The following is a 21,728-nucleotide window of genomic DNA, read 5'->3' as shown; positions in this document are numbered from 1 at the left end:
GGAGATAATATGAAAGAAATAACTATATCAAAATACGAAAGTAATCAAAGAGTTGACAAATATTTATTAAAATATCTTAATAAAGCTTCTAAAAGTTTTTTGTATAAAATGTTAAGAAAAAAGAGAATAAAGCTTAATAAAAAAAGAATTGTTGGAAATGAAATTCTTAAAGAAAATGATATAATACAGATATATATGTCAGATGAAACAATACAAAAATTCAGTATAACAAATATTAATAAGAATATCTCTATCTCACATAAGATTGTATATGAGGATGATAATATTCTGATATGTGATAAACCTGTTGGGTTGTTATCACAACCTAATGATAACACCAGTATATCTTTGGTTGATGAAATTACAACCTATCTATATAAAAAAGGGGATTATGATCCTGAAGTAACTAAAGGTTACCGTCCAGGTATATGTAACAGATTAGATAGAAATACAAGCGGTTTAGTTATAGCTGGAAAAAATATGAAGTCATTACAAGAGTTGAATAAACTTATAGCTGAGAGTAAATTAGATAAACATTATATGTGCATAGTATCAGGATTGATAACTGCTACTAATACGATAGAAGGATATTTAGATAAAGATACAATCAATAATAAAGTAACTATTTCTACTGATAGTGGGAAAGGGAGCTATATAAAAACTATATATAAACCTTTGAAAATTGGAAAAGACTATACATTATTAGATGTGAAGATAATAACTGGTAAATCTCATCAAATAAGAGCTCATTTATCAAGTATTGGCCATCCTATAATAGGTGATTACAAATATGGTAATAGAAAAATCAATGATATATTTAAAAAGAAGTTCAAGTTGACACATCAATTGTTACATGCGTATAAAATAACTTTCCATATTGATAACGGAGAGCTTAGATATTTAGATAATAAGGAGTTCGTTACAGACATTAGAGGTAGATTCAAAAAAATTGCTGAAACGATTTTTAGCCATTGAAGGTGAAATAATGGATACAAAAGAAGAATTAATAAAATATAGTGAATATATTGGTGTTGATGAAATAGGGTTTTGCTTAGCAAAACCTTTTTATGAACTTAAAGATATTTTATATACTCGTGATAAAAGTAATTATATGTGTAATCTGGAGTCTAGGGATTATAATAGTAAGATATATCCTGGTTTAACATTAAAAGATGCGAAATCCTTTATAGTCATAGTGGAAGCATATGATGATAATCCTCCCAAGAATGAAAGTGATGTGTTAAGAGGAAATATCAGTATGGCTGCCGTTTCAGAAGATTATCATAAAATTGTAATGTCTAAATTGGAGTTGTTAGAAGAATGTCTACATCAACTAGTTGATTGTAATACAATGAAATTCGTTGATATGAGTCCATTTTCAGATAGAGCTGTTGCAGTAAGGGCAGGTCTTGGATTTATTGGTAAAAATTCAATGCTGATAACTAATCAATATGGTTCTAGAGTATATATAGGATATATATTAACAGATTATTATATTGAACCAGATGAGCAGAAAGAATATATAGGATGTGGTAACTGTAGTAGATGTGTAAATTCTTGTCCTACCGGAGCGATAAAAGATACCAAAGAAATTGATTGCAATCTATGTATCTCATATCTAACACAACATAAAGGTACAATTGATAACAAGCTAAAGAAAAAAATGGGCCAGCAGATATATGGTTGTGACGTATGTCAAAAAGTATGTCCTTATAATAAAGTCGAGAATAAAAAATTGTCTAGTTGTATAGAACCATATCCCCGATATCAAGACCTTCTTAATATAAGTAACAAAGATTTTAAAAAAACCTATGCTTTATCTTCAGCAGGGTGGAGAGGTAAGAAAATATTACAGAGAAATGCAATAATTGCATTAGGGAATTCTATGGACAAAGAAGCTTTAGATATATTAGTTAAACACCTATATGATGTTAGAATAGATATTAGAAAAGAAATAATAGATGCTATTATTAATCTTTCTTTTATTGAAGGGATAGAATTATTAAAGAAAATGAAGGTACAAGAAAAAAATAATGATATAATTAAGTTAATAGATGCAGGTATTAATATATTAAACAAAAATTAGAAGGGGAGGGGCATTATGGCATATTGGAATTCAAGAGGACTTAGAGGTAGTACTCTTGAGGAATTGATAAATTTTACTAATAAAAAATATAGGGAAAAAGGATTGGCTTTAATACAGAAGATACCTACTCCCATTAAACCAATAAAGATTGATCAAAAAACTAGGCATATATCATTAGCTTATTTTGAGCAGAAGAGTACAGTAGACTATATTGGAGTTGTACAAGGTATTTCTGTGTGTTTTGATGCAAAAGAGACTACGAAAGAAATATTGCCTTTACAGAATATTCATGAACATCAAATGAACTTTATGGATGATTTTGAGAAACAAGGAGGTATTGCTTTCTTTTTGGTGTATTTTTCTAAACATAATGAGTATTTTTATGTTCCATTTCAGAGTATCAAGGGTTATTGGAAGAAAGCTAAAGATGGGGGAAGAAAATCTATACCTTACAAGGAAATAGATAGAGAATATATTATTGGCGGTAAGAATGGAGTTTATTTGCATTATTTGGAGCAGATTAAGAAGTATGTGGAAGGGATGTAACGTCGTGATTTGACTCACTAGTATATATGGCGGAGGGTCAGAGAGTACATACCCCTTTACTCCCTGACTGGTTCTGCCTTATCACAACTCATTTCTTCTATATACCCAACAAATCTATCTATAACATCAATTGATTTTCCATTTCTATAATAAAATCCCTATTTTCATATTGACATTTCAACGAATCTAACATATAATGTTACAATAAATAGATGATTTAATGAATTAGCACTTTAATGCGTAAAAGTATGTTTTTCTGATAAATTGTTAATAATAATTTATAGAGCAATATATAATAATATCTTTAATAATAATTATAGAAAGGATTGCATAGTATGATTGACCGTTTATTACATACTCCGGAAGGTGTAAGAGATTTAAATATTAGTGAGACTTCCAAAAAGTTGGAATTACAAAATAGAATTGGTTCAGTATTTCATAGGTATGGTTTTAGAGATATTCAAACTCCGACATTTGAGTACTATGATGTATTTAATCATGAGAGAGGTACTGTCGATATTAGGGAAATGTATAAATTCTTTGATAGAGATGGTAATATTTTAACACTTAGGCCTGATATAACTCCTTCCATTGCAAGATATGTTTCTACGTATTTCAAGAATGAAGAAACTCCTATACGTGTTTGCTATATAGGAAATACCTTCAGGAATGGAAAAAGTTATCAAGGAAAGTTAAGAGAATTTACTCAAGCAGGAGTAGAATTGATAGGTATCAATAGTGAAGATGCAGATGCTGAGATAATCGCTATGATTATTAATAGCTTAAGTATAGCTGGACTTAAAAAATTTCAAATAGATCTAGGACAAGCGGGATTTTTTAAAGGACTTACTGAAGAAGCAGGACTTGATGTATCTGAGGAAGAAGAACTTAGAAATTTTATTGATGAGAAAAATTTTATAGCTGTAGAAGAATTATTATCAAAGTATAATATGTCAGATGATTTAAAACAGGTATTCTTAGATTTACCGAAATTATTTGGATCAGTAGAAGTAATAGAAAAAGCTAGAAAATTGACTAATAATAAAAAAGCTCTTGAATCCCTTGACAGACTAGAAAAAGTATACAATATCCTATGTGATTATGGTGTAGAAAACAATATTTCTTTTGATCTTGGACTTGTCAATTCTCTTAATTATTATACTGGTATCATATTTAGAGGGTACACATACGGCACTGGTGTCTCTATAGTAGATGGAGGTCGTTATGATACATTATTGAAGCAATTCGGCAAAGATGTTCCAGCTATAGGGTTTGCAATAGTAATTGATGAACTTATGTCGGCGATTGAAAGACAGAAGATTTCATTACCTGAATATAATATTGATACATTAATAGTATATAATCAACAGACTAGAAAACAAGCTATCAAGCTTTCAGAAGAGTTCAGAAGTAATGGAATGAATGTTCAGATTGGACTGTTGGATAAGAATTTAGAAGAGAATATTGAATATGGTAAGAAACAAAATATTGGTGGAATCATGTTTTTGAAAAATCATGATGAAGTTATTTTAGTTAATTTAGAGACTATGGATAAATCAATTGTAGCAATGAATGAATTACTAGATAGAGGTGAGGAATAATGAGATATCTTACAATAGCCTTAGCCAAGGGAAGATTAGCAAAAAAGACCTTAAGTTTGTTTGAGAAGGTTGGGATTGATTGTGATGAAATGAAAAGTGATACAAGAAAACTTATTTTCACTAATGAAGATTTGAAATTAAGATTTTTTCTAGCAAAAGCTAGTGATGTGCCTACATATGTAGAATATGGTGCTGCTGATATAGGTGTAGTTGGGAAAGATACTATAGCAGAAGAAAAGAGAAATCTATATGAAGTATTAGATTTAGGGTTTGGCAAATGTAAAATGATTGTAGCAGGACCAAAAAATATGAAAGAAGTATTAGAGAATGGAAGTTTTATAAGAGTAGCAACTAAATACCCACATATAGCAAAAGATTATTTCTATAACAAAAAAAATCAGACTGTTGAAATAATAAAACTTAATGGTTCAATTGAATTAGCTCCATTAGTTGGATTGTCAGAGGTTATTGTCGATATAGTGGAAACAGGGACTACATTAAAAGAAAATGGGTTGATTGTATTAGAAGAAATATGTCCATTGTCTGCCAGAATGGTTGTCAATAGGGTTAGTATGAAAATGGAAAATGAGAGAATATCTAATATAATTAAAGGATTGAGAGATTTAGAACTGAATAGTTAACTGGATTATTAGTTAGTATACTTGAAAAGATAATAATTTATTGGATTATAGATAAAAATGAAAAGAAGAACTTTCCTATTTTAAAGGACATTTAAAAGGAGTGTTAAGTTATATGAAATATATTAATTATACTGATTGTTCAAACACTGAATTGAAAGCGATGCTATTTGATAGGACTCCTGATAATTATGATAAATATGATGATATAGTTACGGATATCATTAATGATGTCAAGAAAAATGGTAATGAAGCAATATATAGATATTGTAAAAAATTTGATAACGTAACATTAAATGAAGAATCATTGAAAGTATCAAAAGAAGAGATAGAAGAAGCATATGATCAAATAGATGAAGAGCTAGTTGGAATTATCCGAAAAGCAAAAAAAAGAATTAAAGTATATCATGAAAAACAAAAAAAATACAGTTGGTTTGATAGCTGTGATTTAGGTACTATAATGGGACAGAAGGTTACTCCTATAGAAAAAGTAGGAGTCTATGTGCCAGGTGGAAAAGCTGTTTATCCATCTTCGGTAATCATGAATGTTATGCCAGCAAAAGTAGTGGGGGTAAATCAAATTGTAATGGTAACGCCTCCCGATAAATCAGGTAAAGTTAATCCTGTTACTTTAGTAGCAGCTAATGAGTGTGGTGTTAGTGAAATTTATAAAGTAGGTGGTGCACAAGCGATAGCTGCATTAGCTTTTGGGACAGAGACTATTCCAAAGGTATATAAAATCGTAGGACCAGGAAATATATTTGTGGCTTTAGCTAAAAAAGCTGTATATGGTTATGTAAGTATTGATTCTATTGCAGGACCTAGTGAAGTCTTAGTTATAGCAGATGAAGATGCTAATCCCAAATATGTTGCTGCTGATTTATTATCTCAAGCAGAGCATGATGAGTTGGCTTCAGCGATTCTAGTTACCAACAGTGAAAAATTAGGACAAGAAGTAAAGGAAGAGATAGCAAGGCAAACTGATTATCTTAGCAGAAAAGAAATACTACAAAAATCTCTTAATGATTTTGGTGTAATTGTAGTAGTTAAATCAATAGACGAAGCAATTAGATTAAGTAATGAGATAGCACCGGAGCATCTTGAAATATGTACAAAGGAGCCATTCATGATTCTTCCAAAGATTAATAATGCTGGTGCAATATTCTTAGGAAATTATAGTCCAGAACCTTTAGGGGATTATATGGCAGGACCAAATCACGTTCTTCCTACAAATGGAACAGCCAAGTTTTTTTCACCATTAAGTGTAGATGATTTTATTAAGAAATCAAGTATCATCTCATTTAGTAGAGAAGCTCTAGAAGATTTACAAGAAGATATTATAAAATTTGCTAATGCTGAAAAATTAACGGCTCATGCAAATTCAATAAAGGTGAGATTTGAAAATGATTAAAGATTATATTAGAGAAGATTTACAAGAATTCATACCATATCATGCACCTGTAAAAGAGTATGATATAAAACTAGATGCTAACGAAAATCCTTATCCACATAATGAAAAGATTATATCAGAAGCGAAAAAGTGGCTTGAAGATTGTAACAACTTAAGAAGATATCCTGATACTGATTGCAATGAATTAAGAGAGACATTAGCGAAATATTGGCAAGTCAATAAAGAGAATGTAATATGTTCTGTCGGTTCTGATCAATTAATCGACAGTTTATTAAAAGTTTTTTTAGAGCCAGAAGATAAAGTCTTGATGCCAACACCATCTTTTAGTATGTATAAACTAGCTACTAAACTAAATAGAGGGACTCCTATAGAATTTAATTTAAATGATGACTTCTCTTATGATGTTAATAAAATAATAGATCTATACCATAAGGAGCATCCGAAATGTGTTTTTATATGTACACCTAATAATCCTACAGGCAACATTATTACTGACAATGATGTAGAAAAACTATTGAATGTAATTAAATGTCCACTTATAATTGATGAAGCTTATGGTGAATATATAGAAGAGAGCATGATTGGTAAGGTAAAAGATCATGAGAATCTTATTGTGCTAAAAACTTTTTCCAAAGCTTATGGATTAGCTGGTCTTAGAGTCGGTTATGGTATTGCTTCAAAAAGTATGATAGATGCTATTAATATTGTTATTCCGCCGTATCACCTTAATGCATTATCACAATTTTTAGCTAGAACTGTTCTAGAAAATGATGCTGAATATGATAATAAAATTAAAGAAATCGTTAGAAACAGAAAATGGTTAAGTGATAATTTACAAACAATAAAATATGTTGAAAAGGTATATCCATCTTACGCTAATTACTTATTAATAAAAGTATCAGATTATAGTATTGTAGAGGTCTTGGAAAATAAAAGAATTCTAGTTAGAGGTTATGGAGAACAAGGTGAATTAGCTAACTGTATAAGAATAACAGTAGGAACGGAAGACGAAAACAAGAAATTGATTAAAGAGATGAAAAAATATTTGGACCTACCTCGTTAATATAGATTATACAGCTAATGTGTTTAAAAATATTAGCAAAATGATTCATTGAACAAAAGGAGTTGATTAACATGGATAGAATAAGTAAGATCAATAGAAAAACTAATGAGACTGATATTAATATGACATTGAATGTTGATGGAAGTGGGAATTACGATATTAATACAGGAATTGGTTTTTTTAATCATATGATGACTCATATAGCTAAACATGGATTATTTGATATTGATGTTACCTGTATAGGTGATCTAGAAGTTGATTGCCATCATACTATAGAGGATATTGGTATTGTACTTGGTAAGTGTATCAAAGAAGCAGTAGGAGAGAAAATAGGGATAAAAAGATATGGTTCTGCAATTATTCCCATGGACGAAACATTAATATTATGTGCACTTGATTTATCAGGTAGGTCGTATTTGAATTATGACGTCAAACTAACTACTGATAAAATAGGAACTATGGACACTGAAATGGTAGAAGAATTTTTTAGAGCTGTAGCTTGTAATGCTGAGATGAATTTACATATTAAGCTGTTAGATGGTAAAAATAATCATCATATAGTAGAAGGTATATTTAAAGCATTTGGAAATGCACTTGATCAGGCAACATTGATAGATCCGAGAATAAAAGGGACACTTTCTACTAAAGGAAGCATTTAGTTACTAATGGAAATTCAACAAGTACTTATCAGAAAAGGGTGAAATGATGAAGATTGGCATTATTGATTATGGAATGGGTAATTTAGGAAGTATATCTAATGCACTTTCATATATTGGTGTAGAATATATTATATCTTCTGATGTTAGAGAATTGGCAAAAGCAGATAAGCTTATATTACCTGGTGTGGGTGCTTTTAAAGATGCTATTGATCTTATAAGAGAAAAAAAGATTGATTCATTTATTGATGATAGTGTTAGAAGTAAAGTACCATTACTTGGAATTTGTTTAGGAATGCAGCTTTTATTTGATTCATCTAGTGAGTATGGGTATCATCAAGGTCTTTCTATATTACATGGAGATATTGTGAGATTTGATACTGATTTAAAAATACCTCATATGGGATGGAATAAATTGAATATTATTAAAAAAGATCCGTTATTTAAAGGACTTGGTTCTAATATATATGTGTATTTCGTTCATTCATATCATCTTAAGACATCAGAAGATATAGTTAGTGCAACTACTAATTACGGAAGTGATATTCAAGTAGCAGCTCAAAAAGATAATGTTTTTACTTTACAGTTTCATCCAGAAAAAAGTGGAGCTGTAGGACTACAGATATTACAAAATTTTATTTCACTATAGGTTAGGCGGAGGAAAGATATGAGAATTTATCCAGCGATTGATATAAAAAATGGTAAATGTGTTAGGTTAAGACAAGGTAAATTTAATGAGCAGACAGTTTATTCTAATTCTCCTTATCAAGTAGCTAAAAAGTGGGCTGAGAATGGAGCTTCCTATATACATGTAGTTGATCTTGATGGAGCATTGGATGGAAATTGGACCAATAAAGATACAATAAAGAAAATAGTAGATTCTGTTAATATTCCTGTACAGACTGGTGGAGGAATAAGGTCCATAAGAGATATTGAAGATAGACTAAATGTTGGTATTTCTCGCGTAATAATTGGGACATTAGCAGTGAAAAACCCCAGGTTCGTCAAAGATGCTATAGATAAATTCGGCAGTAATAGAATCGTTGTCGGTATAGATGCAAAAGATGGTATGGTAGCTATAAATGGATGGGAAGAACTTAGTGTGATATCTGCATTGGAATTGTGTAAAAAAATGAAAAGCTATGGAGTGAAAACTATTGTTTATACGGACATAACAAAAGATGGAATGCTTATTGGACCAAATATTGATTATACAAAACATCTGATTGACGAAACTGGTTTAGATATTATTGCTTCTGGTGGAGTATCATCAATAAAAGACCTAAGGGAAGTAAAGAACATTAATGCTGAGGGAGCTATAATAGGAAAAGCACTTTATACTAATGCGGTTGATTTAAAAGAAGCAATTAAATTGATAGAGGATTAATATGATGTATACTAATAAAATTGTCAGCAGCTTTTATTTATGGAAAGGGTGTTTATATGTTATCAAAAAGAATTATACCTTGTTTAGATGTAGATCAGGGAAGAGTTGTAAAAGGAGTTAATTTTGTTAACTTGATAGATGCAGGAGACCCTGTTGAGATAGCTAAGATGTATAATGAAAGTTTAGCAGATGAAATTGTTTTCCTTGATATAACGGCAACTCATGAAGGAAGAGATACTATAGTTGATGTTGTAAGAAAAACCGCCCAACAGATTTTTATACCTCTTACAGTAGGGGGAGGTATCAAGACTATTGACGATTTCAGGAAAATACTTAGAGCAGGAGCAGATAAAGTTGCTGTAAATTCAAGTGCAATTAGAAGACCTGATCTTATTAATGAGGCAGCCAGTAAATTTGGTAATCAATGTGTTGTAGTTGCTATAGATGCTAAGAAAAGTAAAGAACGAAATGGTTATGATGTTTATATTAACGGTGGCCGAATTAATACTAATATAGATGCATATGAATGGGCAGAAGAAGTATGTAAGCGTGGAGCAGGAGAAATTTTACTTACAAGCATGGATAAAGATGGAACCAAATCAGGCTATGATATAGAACTTACTAAACATATTAGTGAACGAGTCAATATACCTGTTATTGCATCAGGTGGTGCTGGAAATAAGGAACACTTCGAAGAAGTACTTACTTATGGAAAAGCAGATGCAGCTCTGGCAGCTTCTTTGTTTCATTTTAAGGAAATTGAGATTATCAAGCTAAAACAATTTTTAAGTAAAAACGAAATACCTGTTAGGTTATAACTAAAGATAATGATTATATTTATAAGGAAGGAATGAAAGAAATGGATTTTAGTAAATTAAAATTAAATTCAGATGGATTATTACCAGTTGTTACTCAAGACTATTCAAGCAACGAAGTGTTGATGGTGGCTTATATGAACAAAGAGGCCTTTAATAAGACTTTGGAGACTAAGAAGGTGCACTATTTTAGTAGAAGCAGACAATGTCTATGGCTCAAGGGTGAAACTTCAGGTCATTATCAGGAACTTGTAAGTATGGCTCTTGATTGTGATAATGATACTTTATTAATAAAAGTAAAACAAAATGGAGTAGCATGCCATACTGGAAACTACACATGTTTTTATAAAGATATCGATCTAGAAAGTAAAGATATAATAGAAAATAATGAATTGCAGAAAAAGAAAGAAAATGTGTTCAATATATTTGAAGATGTCTATAATGTAATATTAAATCGAAGAGATAATCCAAAAGAAGGTTCTTACACTAATTATTTATTTGATAAAGGAATCGATAAGATACTTAAAAAAGTCGGAGAAGAGACAGCAGAAGTAATTATAGGCGCTAAGAATGAAGGAAATGAAGAAGTAATATATGAAATATCTGATTTGATATATCATTTATCAGTTTTGATGGTAGAAAAAGATACTTCTTGGGAAGATATCTGTAAGGAATTAGATAGTAGAAGATAATATTAGTGTGCTATAATGCACACTTTCTTTTATTAAATAGAAAAGTTCTACTTTCTATTTTTTTGAAGTCTTTTATAAGGTAATCTTCAAAAATAAATTTCCTTAATAATAATGAGAATTATTCGCTTCTATTAATAAATTTCTATTTCATTTTATTAAAGTTAATTAAATAAAAGTTGATTGTTATGATAAAATGGTATAATATAATACTAATCATAATTGTTATGAACAACAAGTAGGAGGCGAAGCATTTTTGCGAAAATATGAATGACATATTGAATGTTGGATTGGACGTAGGTTCAACTACGGTAAAAATAATAGTTTTAAATGAACAAGGAGAAATTTTATACAGTAAATATAAAAGGCATTTTTCTGATATAAGATTAACTGTAGGTAAGTTAATCAAAAGAGCATATTCACATTTTAATGATTCTGATATTACTATAATGGTTACAGGTTCAGGAGGATTAGCTGTATCTAATTGGATAGATATACCCTTTATTCAGGAAGTAGTTGCTTGTACAAAAGCGATTAAATTAAAAATACCTGAGACCGATGTTGCTATAGAATTAGGCGGTGAAGATGCTAAGATAACATATTTTGAAGGTGATACAATAGAACAAAGGATGAATGGAACCTGTGCTGGTGGAACAGGAGCATTCATTGATCAGATGAGTTCATTATTAGAAACAGATGCAATGGGTCTTAACGAACTTGCTAAAAAACATAAGGTAATATATCCCATTGCTGCAAGATGTGGTGTTTTTGCAAAAACAGATATTCAGCCTTTACTTAATGAAGGTGCTGCAAAAGAAGATATAGCTGCATCAGTTTTTCAAGCAGTAGTTAACCAAACAATTAGCGGATTGGCTTGTGGTAAACCAATAAGAGGAAATATCGCATTTCTAGGTGGTCCACTTTACTTTTTATCAGAACTTAGACAAAGGTTTATTGAAACACTTAATTTAACAAGTAGGCAAGCTATAATACCACCTCATTCCCAGCTATTTGTTGCATTAGGTGCTGCGATAGAATCAAAAAAGCAAGAGTCCGTATCATTTAAATCAATATTGAATAGAATGGAAAATCTAAAAGATATTGGAAGTAATGAAGTAGCGAGATTACAGTCATTATTTAGTAGTGATAAAGAATTAGATGAATTTATGCAAAGACATAGTAAAGATGTAGTTGAAAGAAAAGAATTATCAACATATGAAGGTAAATGCTATCTTGGTATAGATGCAGGTTCGACTACTACAAAGGTTGCTTTAATAGATGAAGATGAAAGATTATTATATTCCTATTACGGAAGTAATCAAGGAAAACCACTAAAACAAAGTGTAGAAATTTTAAAAACAATCTACTCTATTTTACCTTCAAAAGTTGTAATAGCTAATTCAACTGTTACAGGTTATGGAGAATCTTTGATAAAAGAGGCATTGAAAGTCGATATTGGTGAAATAGAGACTATCGCTCATTATAAAGCTGCAGATACATTTCTACCTGGTGTAGATTTTATATTGGATATCGGTGGACAAGATATGAAATGTCTACGTATTAAAAATGGAGTAATAGATGATATTTTATTGAATGAAGCATGTTCTTCCGGATGCGGTTCATTCTTGGAAACATTTGCAAAATCGTTAAACATGGACATTGAAACATTTGCAAAAGCGGCACTTGAATCAAAAAGTCCTGTTGATTTAGGTTCCAGATGTACGGTTTTTATGAATTCAAGAGTAAAACAAGCCCAAAAAGAGGGCGCAACCATTAATGATATATCTGCTGGATTATCTTATTCAGTAATTAAAAATGCTTTGCAGAAAGTAATAAAAATCAGAGATCCAAAAGAAATGGGTAAAAAGATAATTGTTCAGGGTGGTACTTTCTATAATGATTCAGTACTTAGAGCTTTTGAAATTATATCAGAAAGAGAAGTCATAAGACCTAATATTGCTGGAATAATGGGTGCTTATGGTGCCGCTATAATAGCTAAGGAAAGAGATAATGGAAAAGAAAGTACTTTGTTACCAGCTGAACAGATAGATTCATTTACATTTGAGACAGATATGAAGAGATGCCCTCTATGTAATAATCATTGCTTACTTACAATAAATAAATTTCCTGGTGGAAGAGAATACATATCTGGTAATAGATGTGAAAGAGGTGCAGGTGGGGAAAAGAAAAATAAAGATATTCCTAATTTATACGATTATAAATATAAGAGATTATTTAATTATAAACCACTTAGTGAAGATAAAGCTACAAGAGGTACGATAGGTATTCCACGTGTACTTAATCTATATGAAAACTATCCATATTGGTTTACATTTTTCACAAGATTAGGTTATAGAGTAGTTTTATCACCAAGGTCAAATAAGAAATTATATGAAGAAGGCATAGAAACCATACCTTCAGAATCAGCGTGTTATCCAGCTAAGATTGTACATGGTCATATAATGAATCTTATCAAAAAAGGTATAAAAACAATATTCTATCCTTGTATACCATTTGAAGAAAAAGAGATAGAAGGAGCGGATAATCATTTTAACTGTCCTATTGTTACATCATATCCAGAAACAATAAAACATAATGTTGAGGATATAGATAATTATAATATAAAATTCTTGAATCCATTTTTAGCAATGGATGAAGAACAACGTTTAGCAGAGAGATTAGCCCAAGAGCTAGAAACGGTTGGTATAAGCAAAGAAGAAGTTTACGAGGCGGCTCATCTTGCTTGGGAAGAAAAGAATAAAACTAAGAATGATATCAGAAAAAAAGGCGAAGAAGTCATTAAGTATTTAGATGAAACCGGCAAAAGAGGGATTGTTTTAGCTGGAAGACCTTACCATATAGATCCAGAAATCAATCATGGACTAACGAATATAATAACAGATTTAGGCATGGCCATATTAACTGAAGACTCTATTGCACACCTTGGTAATGTTAGAAGACCTCTTAGAGTGTTAGACCAATGGGCTTATCATTCAAGATTATATGCAGCAGCTGAGTATGTTGGTCAGAAGAAAAATCTTGAACTTGTACAACTAACTTCTTTTGGTTGTGGTGTTGATGCTGTTACAGCAGATCAAGTTCACGATATATTAAGTGAATACGGTAAAATATACACTTTGATTAAAATAGATGAAGGTAATAACCTAGGAGCAATCAGAATAAGGATGCGTTCCCTAAAAGCAGCTCTTGATGAAAGAGATAAATGCGGTATAAAACCAGTTAAGAAAGAAATTAATCATAATAGAGCTGTATTTACAAAAGATAACAAGAAAAATCATACAATATTAGCACCCCAAATGTCACCGATGCATTTTGATTTTTTTGAAGTCGGACTTAAAAAAATGGGATATAATGTTGTGATTCTTCCTAATGTAGATCCGGGTGCAGTAGAGGAAGGATTGAAACATGTTAATAATGATGCGTGTTATCCGTCTATACTTGTTGTAGGTCAGATTATTAAAGCTATTAAATCAGGAAAATATGATCTGAATAATACTTCTATATTTATTACTCAAACTGGCGGTGGATGTAGAGCATCCAATTATATAGGGTTCATAAGAAAAGCTTTGGATGACTTGAATATTCATAATGTTCCAGTTGTGTCTATTAATACCTTAGGACTTGAAACTAACCCAGGGTTTAAGTTTACATTACCATTAGTACACAGAGCACTTATAGCTACTATATATGGTGATGTATTAATGAGAGTGTTATATGCAACAAGACCTTATGAAAAGGTTAAAGGTTCAGCGAATAAATTATATGAGAAATGGAAGAAAAAAGGACTCATAAATGTTGAGAACGGAAAAATAAATGAATTCAAGAGAAATATGAAAGGCATAGTAAAAGAATTTGATGAATTAGAAATTAGGGATATATTAAAACCAAAAGTCGGAGTTGTAGGAGAGATACTTATCAAATATCATCCTATAGGAAACAATAATCTAGTAAAAACATTGGAAAAGGAAGGTGCCGAAGCTAGTGTACCTGATTTAATAGATTTCTTTTTGTATTGTGCATATAATAATAAATTCAAATATGAAAAATTAAATGGAACAAAAAAAGCCTGGACTTATAGCAAAATAGCAATCAAGTTAATAGAGAAATATAGAAAAACTGCTAAAAATGCCTTAGAAAACAGTAAGCGTTTTAGAGCTCCTTCTGCAATTGATGAAAAAGCCAAATATGCACAAGAACTTATATCTCTTGGTAATCAGACAGGAGAAGGTTGGTTCTTGACAGGTGAAATGGTAGAATTAGTAAAAGAAGGTGTTGAGAACATAGTTTGTGTTCAACCTTTTGCATGTTTACCTAATCATGTAGTTGGAAAATCAATGATTAAACCTATTAGGAAAAAATATAAAATGGCTAATATTGTAGCTATAGATTATGATCCAGGAGCTAGTGAAGTGAATCAATTGAATAGAATAAAATTAATGCTATCAGTTGCTAAGAGTAATTTAGAAGAAAAACAAGTTACAGCTTCAAAACGATACCAACAAAATGATAATGATGATAAGAAGAAAGAAGATAAAGAATTACTTGCTCTATAAATCAACTTGATATTCCATGATAATTAGAATTCTCAAGAAGATGGTTCATAAATAAAAGGGAGGCAAGCGATGAGTTTAAACAAGACACCAAGAGGTGATAGGGTTCATATAGCTCTATTCGGCAAGAGAAATGCAGGCAAATCCAGTATTATCAATGCTATAACCAATCAAGATATTGCCTTAGTATCATCTGTAAAGGGAACTACTACAGATCCAGTATATAAAGCTATGGAAATACTACCAATAGGTCCAGTTGTAATTGTTGATACAGCTGGGCTAGATGATGAGGGAGAATTAGGAGAACTAAGAAAGAAAAAAACACTAGAAGTTCTTAATAAAACAGATTTAGCCATATTAATAGTGGATGCTGAAACAGGTATCACTAATTTTGAAAAAGGAATTTTAAAGAACATCAAGGGAAAAAATATTCCCATAGTAGGTATTATTAATAAAATAGATACAGCTCCATTAGCTACAGAAGAATTGTCGAAGATGGAGAAAGATTTATCGCTAAAACTTATTCCGGTTTCTGCAATCAAAAAAGAGGGAATTGAAGAAGTTAAGAATGAAATAATCAAAAAATTACCTGATGAAGATAGTAAACATAAGTTGGTTGGGGATATCATCGAGCCAGGTGACTTTGTAGTATTAGTAGTTCCTATTGATAGTGCTGCACCAAAGGGAAGATTGATATTACCTCAGCAGCAGGTAATAAGAGACATATTGGATAATGATGCTATTTCTATTGTAACGAAAGAATATACTTTAAAAGATACGCTTAAGAACATAGGAAAAAAACCTAAGATTGTTATAACTGATTCACAAGTGTTTCAAAAAGTTTCTGAAGATACGCCTGAGGATATAATGTTAACATCCTTCTCTATATTATTTGCAAGATATAAGGGTGATTTGATAAAGCTTATAGAAGGAGCTAAGAAATTAGAAACATTAAAAGATGGTGATAAAGTATTAATTGCAGAAGGTTGTACTCACCATAGACAATCAGATGATATAGGTACAGTTAAAATCCCAAAATGGATAAAAGAATATACAGGTAAAAATATTAAATTTGAATTCTCCAGTGGGTTCAAATATCCTAGTAATCTAGCTGATTATTCTCTGATAGTTCATTGCGGAGGGTGTATGCTAAACAGACGAGAAATGCAGCATAGAATAAAAGTGGCATCTGATAATAATATTCCTATAGTTAATTATGGAGTTATAATAGCTTATGTTAAGGGTATATTAAAAAGGGTAACTGAGCCCTTTCCTTTAGCGAATGAAAGACTATGAATATAAATGTACACTATTTGTAGGATACATAATAATTTGATATAATATATATAAGTTAAAAAAAATTAATGGGGGTGCAATAAAGTGCTCGTAAGTGAAATAAAAGAGATATTAGACGCAGAAATACTAGCTGGTGAAGATATGTTGGATATCAATATAGACTATGGGTATGGTTGCGATTTAATGAGTGACGTATTAGCTTTTGTAAGACATGACATTATACTACTTTCAGGACTTGTTCATCCTCAAGTGATAAGAACTGCTGAGATGTTGGATATTAATGCAATAGCATTTGTTAGAGGTAAAAAACCTAGTAGCGAGTTGATTCGTATGGCTAAGTTGAAAAATATTATATTATTGACAACTAAACATACTTTATTTACAGCATGTGGACTACTATATAAAAATGGTTTAGAAGGGGAGGAGATAGCTCACGATGAAGATTCACTATGATGTTGAGGGTGGTGAGTTTATTTCAGCAGGAGTAGCTTCAAGTAAACTAAAGAAAACTCTAAAACAACTTGGTATATCTCCTAATGTTATTAGAAAAGTATCTATCTGTATGTATGAAGCAGAAATAAATATGGTCATTCATGCTGATGGAGGAGTTATCGATGTTGAAATAACCCCAGAAAACATAGAAATTCTTATTAAAGATGAAGGTCCAGGAATAGAAGATCTTGATTTGGCTATGCAAGTTGGCTATTCAACAGCATCCAGTAAAGCTAGGGAAATGGGATTTGGTGCTGGTATGGGGTTGCCTAACATAAAAAGACATAGTGATGGAATGAAGATTGAAACTAAGGTTGGAGAAGGGACAAAATTAGAATTGATTTTTAATATAAAATGAGAAGGTATTTATTATTATATATAATTGGGTTAGGAGGCTAAGTATGGAGGAAATATTTCATTCTGTAAGATTGGATATTGATAAATGTATTGGTTGTACAGACTGTATAAAGCGTTGTCCTACAGAGGCCATAAGAGTTAGAAATGGTAAAGCTCATATTATGGATGAAAGATGTATCGATTGTGGTATGTGTATTAGAATCTGTAGAAACCATGCAAAAAAAGCTGTAACGGAGCCATTAGATAGTATTAATGACTATAAATTCAAGGTAGCTATCCCTGCCCCAACACTATACACACAATTTAGAAATGTAGTTGACCCAAATATTATCTTAACAGCTTTAAAAAGGCTGGGATTCGATGAAGTTTTTGAAGTTGCTAGAGCAGCAGAGATTATAACAGAAGAAAGTAAAAAAATATTGGCTAAAGGGAAAATCCCTAAGCCTGTTATATCTTCTGCATGTCCTGCAATTGTTAAGCTCATTCAAATAAGATTTCCATCTCTAATACCTAACATATTACCTATAATATCACCAAAAGAAGCAATGGCTAGATATGCTAAAAAATATTTAGTTAGAAAAGGCATTAAAAAAGAAGACATAGGTGTATTTTTTATTTCACCTTGTGCAGCGAAGGTAACTAACAGTAAACAGCCTCAAGTTATTGATGAATCCTATGTAGATGGAGTTATATCTTTAAAAGAGATTTATCTGAAACTTGTACCTGTCATAAAAACAATAAAAGAACCAGAAATACTTCAAATGAGCAGTAATACTGGTATTGGTTGGGCACATACTGGCGGTGAAGGATATGCATCAGGTATTGAAAATCATATAGCGGTAGATGGTATTGAAAATGTAATTAAGATATTAGAGAAAGTTGAAAACGGGAAGTTGGATGATGTTAATTTCATAGAATGCTTAGCGTGTGTAGGTGGGTGTCTTGGAGGACCTTTGACAGTTGAGAATTGCTTTGTTTCTAGTAATAGAATGGACAGAATTAAGAAATTCAATGAAAACAACAAAGATAATTATATTAAAAGAAACATCCCTTTGTTTGATGAAAAAATAGATCTTTATTGGTCTAAACCACTTCAAACCAAACAAGTTATGAAATTGGATGATGATGTTGAAAAAGCTATAGAAAAGCTTGAACAATTAGAAGAGATTTATGATATGCTGCCAAAAATCGATTGTGGTTCTTGTGGAGCTCCAACATGTAGGGCATTAGCGGAAGATATTGTCTGTGGTAAGGCTCATATTGAAGATTGTGTATTTATGCTAAGACAGAAAGTTAGAGATATGGCAGAACAAATGGTTACGCTTGCACAAAAAATGCCTCCATCAATTAGTAAGGAAAATACTAATGGTGGAACTAAAATTATATAATATATAGTTATAAGTCAGTTATATGAGTATAATTATATGATGTTTAAGGTTCTCATAGAATTTTACAATATTAAATATAGATATTAGAAAAGAGGGTCATGATAATGACAGTTGCAGAATTAATAAAACAACTAAATCTTGAATTAGTGGCAGGTGAAAAAGGACTACAGGCAGAAATAACCAACGGTTTTGTTGGAGATCTATTAAGTGTTGTAATGGGAAAAGCAAAAGAAGGTAATGCTTGGGTTACTATTCAGAGTCATGTGAATATCGTAGCAGTAGCTGTACTTACTGGAGCAGCTTGCATAATTGTATCAGAAGGTTTTAAAATAGAAAAGGAAGCAATTGAGAAAGCAAACGAAGAAAATATTCCTATATTATCTACTGAGGAGTCATCATATAAAGTTGTTAGTGAACTTATAAAATTAGGAATCAGTAATTGTTAATCTTCTTATATGAAAGGAATCTATTTGCCTATGAAAGAATTATCAATGCACATACTTGATATAGCTCAGAATAGTGTAAGAGCTAAATCTAGTAATATTACTATTATAGTAAAAGAACTAGTGAAAGATAATGTTTTTGAATTTAGCATTCAAGACGATGGAGAGGGTATTCCAGAGGTAATATTAAAAGATATTCGTAGTCCTTTTACTACATCAAGAACTATGCGACGAGTTGGATTAGGTATACCATTACTAAATGATACATGTAACATGTGTAATGGTGAACTTTATATTAAGTCAATTGTTAATCAGGGGACTTATATTTTAGCAAAAATGGATTATAATCATATTGATAGACCACCTTTAGGAGATTTAGAATCCACTATTGCAACTTTTTTTTCTTCCAACGATAATGTTAATATAGAATATGAACATTGCTATAATGATGAATCATTTAGTATATCAACAAAAGAATTAAAAGATGTTTTAGGAGATGTACCTTTAACTAATTTAGATGTTATTAAATGGCTAGTAGAATTTTTGAGAGAAAATATTGAAGAAATCAAGAGCGATGAAGAGAAGGCTTAAAGATATTTTTTATCTTTAAGCTTTATTCATGGGTACGCAATGTTAATGAATTAACAATCTTAGCATATTTTACAAGTTTTTTTAGTAAATATGGGAGCTAAATACATAAGGGATATTGTATACAATAAACAATAGCGCTTTATTAGCGTTAATATGCTAGTTGAGCACTTTGTACTTTTTTTATCAATTCTTGTATTACAGAAGGAATTGTATTATTATTAATATGGAAATGGATACTATTACAATACTAATTTTAATAATTTTATTTATTAGTAATATTTATTAGTAATATATCTTAAGCGTTATAAAAAATAATTACTATAAAACTAACAAAGACAGGGGGATACTAATGGGAGCATTGACATTCAAAAGAGGAATTCATCCTAGTCATTCAAAAGATTTTACAGAAAAAAAACCTATTAAGATTTATATGCCAAAAGGTGATTTGGTTTTCCCAATGTTACAACATATAGGAGCACCATGCAAACCTTTAGTAAAAAAAGGTGACAATGTTTTAGTAGGACAAAAAATTGGAGAACCTCAAGGATTCGTTTCTTCACCAATTCATGCTACAGTGTCTGGTACTGTAAAGGCTATTAAGGATGTACTTCACCCTAATGGTTCCAAAGTACAAGGTATCGTTATAGAAAATGATGGTGAATATACGGAAATAGACACAATGATAGCTAGAAAGGATTATAAAAATCTTTCTAGGGAAGAAATAATTAATATTATTAAAGAGGCAGGAATAGTTGGTATGGGTGGAGCTACATTTCCAACATTCATTAAATTATCACCACCTCCAGAAAAAAAGATTGATCATATTATTGTCAATGGTGCGGAATGTGAACCATATTTGACATCTGATCATAGAATCATGTTGGAAGAAACGGACAGGGTAGTAAAAGGATTACAGATAATATTACATCTATTTCCAGATGCAAAAGGATTTATTGGTATTGAAGATAATAAACCAGATGCAATAAAAGCAATGAAAGAAGCAACTAAAGGTATTAGTAATATTACTGTTGCAACTCTGAAAACAAAATATCCACAAGGTGCAGAAAAGCAATTGATATATTCTATAACTAAAAGAGAAGTTCCAGCAGGAGCATTGCCAGCTGATGTAGGCTGTATTGTTCAAAATATTGATACTGTAGTAGCTATTCATAGAGCTGTTCTCAGAGGAAGACCTCTTATGAGGAGAATTGTTACAGTAAGTGGAGGGGCAATAAAAGAGCCTCAGAACTTCAAAGTTAGAATTGGTACAAGTTATAGAGAGCTTATAGAAGCTGCTGGAGGGTTTAAAGAAGAACCTACAAAAGTAATCTCAGGGGGACCAATGATGGGATTGGCTTTATTTTCTCTAGATGTACCTGTTATAAAAGGATCATCATCAATATTATGCTTAACCAAAAAAGAAGCAATTCAAAATGAAGAGAGCAATTGTATAAGATGCGGTAAATGCGTAAGTATATGTCCAATGAATTTATTACCTTATAAGCTTAATACATTAGCTATCAACAATGAAGATGATTTATTTGTAAAATATAAAGGTATGAATTGTATAGAATGTGGAGCTTGCTCATATATATGTCCATCAAACAGACATTTAACTCATTCTATAAGAACGACTAAGAGAACGATTATGGCAAAGAAAAAGAAATAAAAATTATTAATGTTTTTAGTAGGAGGGTT

Annotated in this window: 19 protein-coding genes and 1 pseudogene; all 20 read left to right on the top strand. The window is 30.9% G+C overall.

What is annotated here, in order from left to right; translation table 11 throughout:
* The first annotated feature begins 9 nt into the window (after positions 1-9).
* The 20 genes and pseudogenes from QMG30_RS06965 to rsxC all read left to right on the top strand — a co-directional run bounded on the left by QMG30_RS06965 (position 10) and on the right by rsxC (position 21,699).
* A complete protein-coding gene (locus QMG30_RS06965) occupies positions 10-975 on the top strand; it encodes an RluA family pseudouridine synthase (protein ID WP_281813823.1) in 966 nt (321 codons plus the stop codon).
* A 10-nt stretch (positions 976-985) separates the two neighbouring features.
* Complete coding sequence (gene queG, locus QMG30_RS06960) at positions 986-2,086, top strand: tRNA epoxyqueuosine(34) reductase QueG (protein ID WP_281813820.1); 1,101 nt, start codon at positions 986-988, stop codon at positions 2,084-2,086.
* 15 nt (positions 2,087-2,101) lie between these two features.
* The gene (gene recU / locus QMG30_RS06955; protein WP_281813817.1) at positions 2,102-2,632 is read left to right on the top strand and encodes a Holliday junction resolvase RecU; all 531 of its coding nucleotides are present in this window, start codon (positions 2,102-2,104) and stop codon (positions 2,630-2,632) included.
* A 335-nt stretch (positions 2,633-2,967) separates the two neighbouring features.
* A complete protein-coding gene (gene hisZ / locus QMG30_RS06950; protein WP_281813815.1) occupies positions 2,968-4,233 on the top strand; it encodes an ATP phosphoribosyltransferase regulatory subunit in 1,266 nt (421 codons plus the stop codon).
* Positions 4,233-4,874 (top strand): ATP phosphoribosyltransferase, encoded by a 642-nt coding sequence (gene hisG / locus QMG30_RS06945; protein ID WP_281813813.1) that lies wholly within the window; start codon positions 4,233-4,235, stop codon positions 4,872-4,874. The genes hisZ and hisG overlap by 1 nt, the downstream gene beginning before the upstream one ends.
* A 112-nt stretch (positions 4,875-4,986) precedes the next feature.
* Complete coding sequence (gene hisD, locus QMG30_RS06940; RefSeq protein ID WP_281813811.1) at positions 4,987-6,282, top strand: histidinol dehydrogenase; 1,296 nt, start codon at positions 4,987-4,989, stop codon at positions 6,280-6,282.
* A complete protein-coding gene (gene hisC / locus QMG30_RS06935; RefSeq protein WP_281813809.1) occupies positions 6,275-7,345 on the top strand; it encodes a histidinol-phosphate transaminase in 1,071 nt (356 codons plus the stop codon). The genes hisD and hisC overlap by 8 nt, the downstream gene beginning before the upstream one ends.
* Before the next feature lie 71 nt (positions 7,346-7,416).
* On the top strand, positions 7,417-8,004 hold the full coding sequence (hisB, locus tag QMG30_RS06930) for an imidazoleglycerol-phosphate dehydratase HisB (protein WP_281813806.1): 588 nt from the start codon (positions 7,417-7,419) through the stop codon (positions 8,002-8,004).
* Between the two features lie 46 nt (positions 8,005-8,050).
* The gene (hisH, locus tag QMG30_RS06925; RefSeq protein ID WP_281813804.1) at positions 8,051-8,650 is read left to right on the top strand and encodes an imidazole glycerol phosphate synthase subunit HisH; all 600 of its coding nucleotides are present in this window, start codon (positions 8,051-8,053) and stop codon (positions 8,648-8,650) included.
* An 18-nt stretch (positions 8,651-8,668) separates the two neighbouring features.
* Positions 8,669-9,388, top strand: coding sequence for a 1-(5-phosphoribosyl)-5-[(5-phosphoribosylamino)methylideneamino]imidazole-4-carboxamide isomerase (gene hisA, locus QMG30_RS06920; protein WP_281813802.1), 720 nt, complete (start codon positions 8,669-8,671; stop codon positions 9,386-9,388).
* Between the two features lie 56 nt (positions 9,389-9,444).
* Complete coding sequence (gene hisF / locus QMG30_RS06915) at positions 9,445-10,206, top strand: imidazole glycerol phosphate synthase subunit HisF (RefSeq protein WP_281813800.1); 762 nt, start codon at positions 9,445-9,447, stop codon at positions 10,204-10,206.
* A 41-nt stretch (positions 10,207-10,247) separates the two neighbouring features.
* Positions 10,248-10,895: pseudogene (hisIE, locus tag QMG30_RS06910) on the top strand (bifunctional phosphoribosyl-AMP cyclohydrolase/phosphoribosyl-ATP diphosphatase HisIE); the annotation flags it as partial.
* Positions 10,896-11,158: 263 nt separating this feature from the next.
* Complete coding sequence (locus tag QMG30_RS06905) at positions 11,159-15,466, top strand: 2-hydroxyacyl-CoA dehydratase (RefSeq protein WP_281813796.1); 4,308 nt, start codon at positions 11,159-11,161, stop codon at positions 15,464-15,466.
* 69 nt (positions 15,467-15,535) lie between these two features.
* The gene (gene hydF / locus QMG30_RS06900) at positions 15,536-16,759 is read left to right on the top strand and encodes a [FeFe] hydrogenase H-cluster maturation GTPase HydF (protein ID WP_281813795.1); all 1,224 of its coding nucleotides are present in this window, start codon (positions 15,536-15,538) and stop codon (positions 16,757-16,759) included.
* 84 nt (positions 16,760-16,843) lie between these two features.
* Positions 16,844-17,212, top strand: a complete 369-nt coding sequence (locus QMG30_RS06895) for a hypothetical protein (RefSeq protein WP_281813792.1) — start codon at positions 16,844-16,846, stop codon at positions 17,210-17,212.
* Positions 17,196-17,609, top strand: coding sequence for an ATP-binding protein (locus tag QMG30_RS06890; protein WP_281813789.1), 414 nt, complete (start codon positions 17,196-17,198; stop codon positions 17,607-17,609). Before QMG30_RS06895 ends, QMG30_RS06890 begins: the two co-directional genes overlap by 17 nt.
* 43 nt (positions 17,610-17,652) lie before the next feature.
* Positions 17,653-18,996, top strand: coding sequence for a [Fe-Fe] hydrogenase large subunit C-terminal domain-containing protein (locus QMG30_RS06885; protein WP_281813786.1), 1,344 nt, complete (start codon positions 17,653-17,655; stop codon positions 18,994-18,996).
* A 104-nt stretch (positions 18,997-19,100) separates the two neighbouring features.
* Complete coding sequence (locus QMG30_RS06880; protein WP_281813783.1) at positions 19,101-19,442, top strand: DRTGG domain-containing protein; 342 nt, start codon at positions 19,101-19,103, stop codon at positions 19,440-19,442.
* 30 nt (positions 19,443-19,472) lie between these two features.
* Positions 19,473-20,030: an ATP-binding protein gene (locus QMG30_RS06875; protein ID WP_281813781.1), complete on the top strand. Its 558-nt coding sequence runs from the start codon at positions 19,473-19,475 to the stop codon at positions 20,028-20,030.
* 349 nt (positions 20,031-20,379) lie between these two features.
* Positions 20,380-21,699: an electron transport complex subunit RsxC gene (rsxC, locus tag QMG30_RS06870; protein WP_281813778.1), complete on the top strand. Its 1,320-nt coding sequence runs from the start codon at positions 20,380-20,382 to the stop codon at positions 21,697-21,699.
* Positions 21,700-21,728: the final 29 nt, after the last annotated feature.

It is taken from the genome of Vallitalea longa (genome assembly GCF_027923465.1).
GTDB lineage: Bacteria > Bacillota > Clostridia > Lachnospirales > Vallitaleaceae > Vallitalea > Vallitalea longa.
This window is presented reverse-complemented; position numbering and strand designations above follow the sequence as displayed.

Excerpts from the sequence above, each read along its gene's own strand:
- QMG30_RS06965 (WP_281813823.1), top strand. The coding sequence starts at position 10 with ATGAAAGAAATAACTATATCAAAATACGAAAGTAATCAAAGAGTTGAC.
- queG (WP_281813820.1), top strand. The coding sequence starts at position 986 with ATGGATACAAAAGAAGAATTAATAAAATATAGTGAATATATTGGTGTT.
- recU (WP_281813817.1), top strand. The coding sequence starts at position 2,102 with ATGGCATATTGGAATTCAAGAGGACTTAGAGGTAGTACTCTTGAGGAA.
- hisZ (WP_281813815.1), top strand. The coding sequence starts at position 2,968 with ATGATTGACCGTTTATTACATACTCCGGAAGGTGTAAGAGATTTAAAT.
- hisG (WP_281813813.1), top strand. The coding sequence starts at position 4,233 with ATGAGATATCTTACAATAGCCTTAGCCAAGGGAAGATTAGCAAAAAAG.
- hisD (WP_281813811.1), top strand. The coding sequence starts at position 4,987 with ATGAAATATATTAATTATACTGATTGTTCAAACACTGAATTGAAAGCG.
- hisC (WP_281813809.1), top strand. The coding sequence starts at position 6,275 with ATGATTAAAGATTATATTAGAGAAGATTTACAAGAATTCATACCATAT.
- hisB (WP_281813806.1), top strand. The coding sequence starts at position 7,417 with ATGGATAGAATAAGTAAGATCAATAGAAAAACTAATGAGACTGATATT.
- hisH (WP_281813804.1), top strand. The coding sequence starts at position 8,051 with ATGAAGATTGGCATTATTGATTATGGAATGGGTAATTTAGGAAGTATA.
- hisA (WP_281813802.1), top strand. The coding sequence starts at position 8,669 with ATGAGAATTTATCCAGCGATTGATATAAAAAATGGTAAATGTGTTAGG.
- hisF (WP_281813800.1), top strand. The coding sequence starts at position 9,445 with ATGTTATCAAAAAGAATTATACCTTGTTTAGATGTAGATCAGGGAAGA.
- QMG30_RS06905 (WP_281813796.1), top strand. The coding sequence starts at position 11,159 with ATGAATGACATATTGAATGTTGGATTGGACGTAGGTTCAACTACGGTA.
- hydF (WP_281813795.1), top strand. The coding sequence starts at position 15,536 with ATGAGTTTAAACAAGACACCAAGAGGTGATAGGGTTCATATAGCTCTA.
- QMG30_RS06890 (WP_281813789.1), top strand. The coding sequence starts at position 17,196 with ATGAAGATTCACTATGATGTTGAGGGTGGTGAGTTTATTTCAGCAGGA.
- QMG30_RS06885 (WP_281813786.1), top strand. The coding sequence starts at position 17,653 with ATGGAGGAAATATTTCATTCTGTAAGATTGGATATTGATAAATGTATT.
- QMG30_RS06880 (WP_281813783.1), top strand. The coding sequence starts at position 19,101 with ATGACAGTTGCAGAATTAATAAAACAACTAAATCTTGAATTAGTGGCA.
- QMG30_RS06875 (WP_281813781.1), top strand. The coding sequence starts at position 19,473 with ATGAAAGAATTATCAATGCACATACTTGATATAGCTCAGAATAGTGTA.
- rsxC (WP_281813778.1), top strand. The coding sequence starts at position 20,380 with ATGGGAGCATTGACATTCAAAAGAGGAATTCATCCTAGTCATTCAAAA.